The following is a 6,476-nucleotide window of genomic DNA, read 5'->3' as shown; positions in this document are numbered from 1 at the left end:
CCCCCCGCCATAACTCACGCCCTTTTTATTCTCTCTTAGATTATTTAGCTTTAGATTTAATAAACTTAAAGATATAGCCTTTAAATGCGTTTAATGGTGCTTTAAATCGTTAAAGGGCTAATAATAAAGGTAAATATTGTTTTTAGTAGATTTTTGAAATAAAAGGCATTTTTATGCGTTTGTGGTGTTAATGCTAACGCATTAACTAGAGTAAAAACGCTTTGCGTTTTTATTGCTACGGCTTAAAAGGGATTACCTTTTAAGCCTTTATGGGGGGGGGTTCCCCCATACCCCCACAAAGCATAAAGCATAAATTAGTAAAAATTAATTATTGTTATTTAAAGGAGTTATAACGCTTTCTAAAATGCTATTAATTACCATTTTTGAAAGGTTTTTATTGCGTGTTAAGTAGCCGTGTGTAGTTGTAATGTTTGAATGTCCTAAGGTAAGCATTACGCTTTCCATACTAAGTCCTAAATGATTAATAGCATAAGTTCCTATTAAATGCCTTATGTCGTGAAGTCTCATTTTTGGTAAATTGTTTTTATTTAAAAAGTTATTCCAAGCTCTGCGTAAATCTATATATTTATTTGCTGTATCTGGGTTTGTGAATACATAATCTTTAGGTGAGTTAAATAGAGTATTTTTATAATGCTCTTTTAATCTATATTTTAATAAAGGGGTTAATGAATATTCCATAGTTTTAGAGATTTTACAATTTTCGGAGCGTATTATATAGCTTTCGTTTTTAAAATCTATAACTTTTTATTTAAGGCTTAATACTTCGTTTTTTCTTCTTCCGTATAAAAAAATATTACTATATTTATCTTTATTATTAACAATTGCTTTAATTATATTCTTTTGAGTATCGATTGTATGTCTAAAATAAAGCTATTTTAGTTTATAGCCTTTTTTAGCAATTTATAAAATATCTTACTAAAAACCTTAAACTTAATTTTATAAACGGAAACGGCATTTGTTACAAACGCTTACATTTTTTTAAACTTAAATGTTACATACTCTTACATTTTACTTACATAATGTTATATAAACTTAATTTTTAATTTTAATTATTTTAATTAAAATTAATATAAGTTTTATTTTAACCATTGGATTTGGCTTTCAAAAGATTTTACACTCATTGTGTGTGTTACTACACCTATAATATATGTTTTTTCAAAATCATCTAATTGAACTTTTATATCACTATATCCATAATTTAATGAACTAAGTATAATTTCGTTACTAAATGGTTGTTTAATTAATTTTTTGCAATACACTTCCCCTTCAATAGCTATTATAATTATTTCACCAGTTTTTATTTTATCTAATGTATTTTTTGCTCTATTTACAACTACAAGTTCTCCATTTTTTATAAAAGGTTCCATACTATCGCCTACTATTTTTATAATATCTAATTGATTGCAATTTTTAGGAAAATTAAATAATTCATTTGCCAGTGTTTTATCAACATATATATTTTCATATTTTTCTATTTCATTAATAGCACCATATCCAGCACTTGCATATACATCTGAAAAATATCTTAATTGAACACAATTATTTCTATCATCCGAATGACCTGTAAGAATATAATTAAGATTAAGACCATTAATATATGCAAAGTCAATTATAGTTTTATAAGGAATACTATTGCGTAGCTTATGCTGACTTAAAGCACCATCACTAATTTTTAATGCTTTTGCTACTTCTTTATCTTTTGTAAATTTGCATTTTTCTTTTATACGCTCTACAACATTATTCATTGTCATCATTTTTTTGCTTACTCCTTACATTTTTGTAAGTATAACATATTTATATAATAACTTTAAAAATAAAAAATCTTACAAATTTGTAATTAAAATTATAAAATTAATATAAATATTATTGACTGCTAACAAAATTTATGGTTTAATTCTTACAAAATTGTAAGGAAAATAACAAAATGAATATAACAGAAAGAATAAAGTTACATTTTGGAAGTGTAAAACATTACGCTAGAGTAAGAAAAATAAATTATCAGCATTTAAGAAATCAAATATCAACTAATATCTTTACAAAACCAACTTTACAACTACTAATAAGCGATGGTATTTTAAAGGAAAGTGAATTATGAGTTATATAGAACTTAAATATGCAGCATTAATATTTAAAGTTAGTAAAAGTGCTTTATGGCAAACATCAGCTCGTAACTCAACTCGCTACACCTACAAAAAATACGGCAATAAGCTTTTATTTAAGGTAACTTCAGCACAGCTTCGTATTGCTTTAAATAAAGGCTTGATAGACGCTAACATTGAAGTTTATAACGATGAATTAGTGCTTATTCAAGACTTTTTCAAGACTAATTCAACAAGGAGAGTTAATGGACGAGAAAGAAATAAACGAGCACCTAGCAAAGTATGTAAATCAGATGGAATATTCGCTACAAATGTTAGCACACAATCACCTAGATGTGATGAAGCACTTGGTTTCAGCTTTGAGGGAGCTAAGCAGTGTGCCACAAGCAACATTTGCGGTGCAAAAATCAAGCAAAGAATTACTAAGCACCCTAGAAGGTTATGTGTATCAGACATCAAAAGTAGCAAACAATCTACAACGCAATACAAAGAAAATGAAGGAGCTAACGAGTGCGAATATACCGTGGGAAATACACCAAAAGGAGAATTGGGGGGAATGGAACATTTGCAAAACGAAAAAGGAGCAGTAGATGACAATACTACTAATTATAACGCTAATAATCAGTGTGATAACAAATCTTTACTATCTAATGAAAACGACAAAAATGAGATTAAAGATAGTATCACTTCAACTAGATTTAAAAGAACAATGTCGCAAGAATATACAAATAAGAACACAAATAGCAAAAATTGCGAACAAATTAACAAGCAGGAGGCAATAAATGATGATAGAAAAAACTCGCAGAATTTATCACATAGCAAGGCAGATGAAGGACTTAGCGGAGCAAATAGAGATAGCCAAAAATCAAAGATTTCTAAAACCACCGATGGATTTTATGAAAACGACAGAGAATATAGATGCGAAGATGATGGAGTTAGAGAGATTAGATTTGGAGTTAGCAAGGCTTTATCTACCACGAAAAAGCTTAGCGAACACTCAAGCAGCAAAGCTTCAAACATTGATGAACCAAGCACTCTAAATGAGTGCTTAAACGAGCGTAATGCAGTGGGTAATTACGCTCCTTTAAGCATTCAGCTAGATACTACACAAAGTAAAAATATAAGCAAAAAAGAGCTTATTTATGATGTTATTTGTGAGTATGCAAGGCGTGGTTTTAGTATAAAATCAGCTTGTGCTAAGCTCGGTATATCAAGACAGCAGTATTATAGACTTGCTAAAAAGTATGAAGAAAATGGACTTTTAGGCTTTGTTGATAAAAGAACAATTAAAAAAGCTAGTCGTATTGGCGAATGCATACCTCAATATCTTCGTAATTTAGCATTAAATCTATGGAGAAAAAGTGGTGCTGGTGGTTTAAACTACGCAGAATTACACGAAATCCTACACGAAAACGCTAAAAACTTTGATTTTAAAGGCTTTTTATTAAAAGATACAGCTGAGCTTTTTAGCGTAAAGACACTTCAAAACTACATAGAAAACTATAAAAAAGAGCATTTACTAGAAGCTGTAATGGTCGAAAAAGGCGAAGATAAAGCTAAGTCATATTTGCAACCATCAATGGGAGATAGCAAAGCTAGAGTTAGTGCTAGAAATGAAATTTGGCAGATTGACTCTAGCCCACTTGATATGATTGTAAGAGACGAGCAAGGAAACGAAAGTCGCCCAACCATACTAAGTGTAGTTGATGTGTTTAGTGGTAGATGTGTAGCAATGCTTAGTGAGACTAGCAATGGTTTAGCACTTATAAGATTGCTTTGGAAAGCCATAAACGAGCTTGGATTGCCTGCAAAAATCAAGGGCGATAATGGTAAAGATTATTTAGGCTCAACTTTTCAACATACACTAACGAAGCTAAACATAGCTTATGAAAACACTCCACCATATAGTGGCGAGAAAAAAGCTATCGTTGAAAGACATTTTAAGACTTTACAGCATAGTTTTATAAGTTTCGCACCTGGCTATATAGGACACAACTTAGCTACGCGTGAAGCCATAGAGCAAAGAACAGCCAAAAAAGACAGAAGTGCTAAAAATGCTTATGGCAAAGTCAAAAAAACAAATCAAAAGCACCTATTAAGCTTTGAAGAAGCTTCAAATCTTTTAGATAAAGGCGTGGCTAAGTGGAATATGCAACGCCACAGAGTTAAAAGCTGTGTTTCAAGGCTTGACTTGTGGAACTCATGCACTAATGCTATTACAAAAATTACTTATGAATACTTTTTGGCTCGTGCAGGTGAAAGTATCGTGAAAAAAGTTCAAAAAACGGGCATAAATCTAAATAAGAGAACATATATAAGTGCAGATATGCCGCTTGTCGGAACAGAACTTTTAGTGTGTATTAATATAGATAATGTTTCAGAACTTTATATGTATAGTAAAGATGCCGAATTTATAGGTATAGCATACGATAAACAAATCGCAAATATAAGCCTAGAAGAGCTAAAAGCACATCAAAAAGAATTCAAACAAGCACAAAGTAAGGTAAGAAAAGTTATCAAAAAAGCAGAGCTTAGCGACTTTACACAAACTAGCGTTGAATATGACTTAAAAATAAGAGAAAAAGAACACAACGAGCTACTAAATACACCAAAAAACAATGTCTTATTGGATGATAAAACGGTAAGTGTATATAAAGCAAATAAAAAGCTTTTAGATGAAGTAAGACTTAGTTTTGAAGATTATGAAATAAGTGAAAGTAAAGATAGCAAAGATGCGACTTGGGAAAGTATTTTTGATGATGTAAATGTTGGATAGTGCTTAAAAAAGCCTTATTTATAAGGTTTTTTTAAATACTTTTCAAAGGAGATAAAATGGATGTTAGAGCAAGACTAAAAGATTTTTGTAAAACAAATAAAATTAGTCAAAGACAAGTAGCTGATAGTATAGGATACAATACTACTTATCTATCAAAATATATGAATAATGATAAAAACTTCAATTATCACGAAGAAGTTGAGCTTAAAGTAAAGCAGTTTTTAGATAGTTTCAAGCCTAAAAAATCGCAACATAGCGATGATTTTATAATCACACATGATGTAAAAGCAATCTTTGGAACTATTGATATGATAGTAAGCGTGTGTGGTATGGGTGCGATTATTGGACTTGCAGGAACAGGCAAGACAAATACTATTAAAGAATACGCTAAAAAACACCCACAAGCAATTCTTATAGAAGTAGTGCCAACTATTAAAACAAAAGCACTTTTAAAAAGACTTTGTTTAAATCTTGATGTTCGCTCTACTGGTTCAAGTGATGATATGTTTTTAGCAATTACTGATGAACTAAAAAAGAGAAATCATATCATTATAGTAGATGAAGCTGAGACGCTAAATCACACATGTCTTGAAATACTTCGCAGAATGCATGATTTAACAAAAACTCCACTTGTTTTTGTAGGAACTCACAAGCTAGAAAACAACCTCACAGGCATACTTAAAAACAACACTAATGAATTTGAGCAATTAAGCTCTAGAGCGAGTTTGCATTGGAGACTACAAGGCTTAAAACCAAGTGAGATAAAAGATATTTGTTCTCGCTTTGGCATAGATGATAGCGAGTGTGTAGATTACATTGAGCGTTTAGCTCGTAGAAACTTTAGAAGCACAATGAGTTTATTAAAACGAACAAAAGAACTAAGCGAAAAAGCAAATATCAAGATAACACGCGAACTAATAGCAGAAGCTAAAAAAATGCTTATGTGAGAAAGAATTTAAAAGTTTGAATGTTTATTAAGTCCTAGTGCTAGGGCTTAAATAAGCATTTATGCTAATTTTTTTACAAGGAGAAACTATGACAGTTTTAAAGGATTTTAACGAGGTTGACAACAATCTTCAAAGATTATGTGAGATTGAGTGTGCGATAAGCAATATCAACAATGATATTACTATTGAAACAAACAAGATTAAAGAGCGTTATGTAGAACGCTTGAACGAGCTTGAACACGAAAGAGCGTTTTTAACACAGCAAGTAAGCGATTTCGCTGAAAACAATAAGCACGAGTTTAGCGAAAAACGCTCTCGTGAGCTTGTTTTTGGAACGATAGGTTTTAGACTTTCAAGCTCTGTAAGTGTGCCAAGAGCTAAAGCTAAAATTGAAAGCTTAATTAAAAGCATTAAAGCTTATGGTTTTAAAGACTGCATAAAGTATGAAGAAAAAGTAGACAAAGACGCACTAAATGAGCTAAACGATAGCGAATTAGTTAAGCTTGGACTTACTAGAAAGACTACTGATAATTTTAGAATTGATTTAAACCTAGAAAAAATCAAGCTTGACTAAGTATTTAAAATAGCCTTGCAAGGGGCTTGAAATACCCTTGCAAAGTCTTTTTAAGTACT

The 6,476-nt window shown here is 30.9% G+C and carries 6 protein-coding genes; 4 read left to right on the top strand and 2 right to left on the bottom strand.

The genetic code is table 11. From position 1 onward, the window contains the following. Positions 1 to 324 precede the first annotated feature (324 nt). Entirely contained in the window at positions 325 to 759 is a 435-nt protein-coding gene (locus AVBRAN12637_RS08475; protein WP_336615704.1) for a tyrosine-type recombinase/integrase, read from the bottom strand. A gap of 338 nt (positions 760 to 1,097) precedes the next feature. Further along, positions 1,098 to 1,775 (bottom strand): LexA family transcriptional regulator, encoded by a 678-nt coding sequence (locus tag AVBRAN12637_RS08470; protein WP_336615703.1) that lies wholly within the window; start codon positions 1,773 to 1,775, stop codon positions 1,098 to 1,100. Positions 1,776 to 1,945: 170 nt separating this feature from the next. On the opposite strand from AVBRAN12637_RS08470, the gene AVBRAN12637_RS08465 reads away from it, so the two are divergent. The 4 genes from AVBRAN12637_RS08465 to AVBRAN12637_RS08450 all read left to right on the top strand — a co-directional run bounded on the left by AVBRAN12637_RS08465 (position 1,946) and on the right by AVBRAN12637_RS08450 (position 6,417). Continuing rightward, positions 1,946 to 2,116, top strand: coding sequence for a hypothetical protein (locus tag AVBRAN12637_RS08465; protein WP_336615702.1), 171 nt, complete (start codon positions 1,946 to 1,948; stop codon positions 2,114 to 2,116). Further along, the gene (locus AVBRAN12637_RS08460; protein WP_336615701.1) at positions 2,113 to 4,896 is read left to right on the top strand and encodes a DDE-type integrase/transposase/recombinase; all 2,784 of its coding nucleotides are present in this window, start codon (positions 2,113 to 2,115) and stop codon (positions 4,894 to 4,896) included. The genes AVBRAN12637_RS08465 and AVBRAN12637_RS08460 overlap by 4 nt, the downstream gene beginning before the upstream one ends. A 56-nt stretch (positions 4,897 to 4,952) precedes the next feature. Further along, positions 4,953 to 5,843: an AAA family ATPase gene (locus AVBRAN12637_RS08455; RefSeq protein WP_336615700.1), complete on the top strand. Its 891-nt coding sequence runs from the start codon at positions 4,953 to 4,955 to the stop codon at positions 5,841 to 5,843. A gap of 88 nt (positions 5,844 to 5,931) precedes the next feature. Beyond that, complete coding sequence (locus tag AVBRAN12637_RS08450; RefSeq protein ID WP_336615699.1) at positions 5,932 to 6,417, top strand: host-nuclease inhibitor Gam family protein; 486 nt, start codon at positions 5,932 to 5,934, stop codon at positions 6,415 to 6,417. Positions 6,418 to 6,476 lie beyond the last annotated feature (59 nt).

Origin of the sequence: Campylobacter sp. RM12637, assembly GCF_020137645.1 — a bacterium.
Classification (GTDB): Bacteria; Campylobacterota; Campylobacteria; order Campylobacterales; family Campylobacteraceae; genus Campylobacter_E.
Note: the sequence above shows the minus strand (reverse complement) of the source record. Positions and strands in the feature narration are given on the sequence as shown.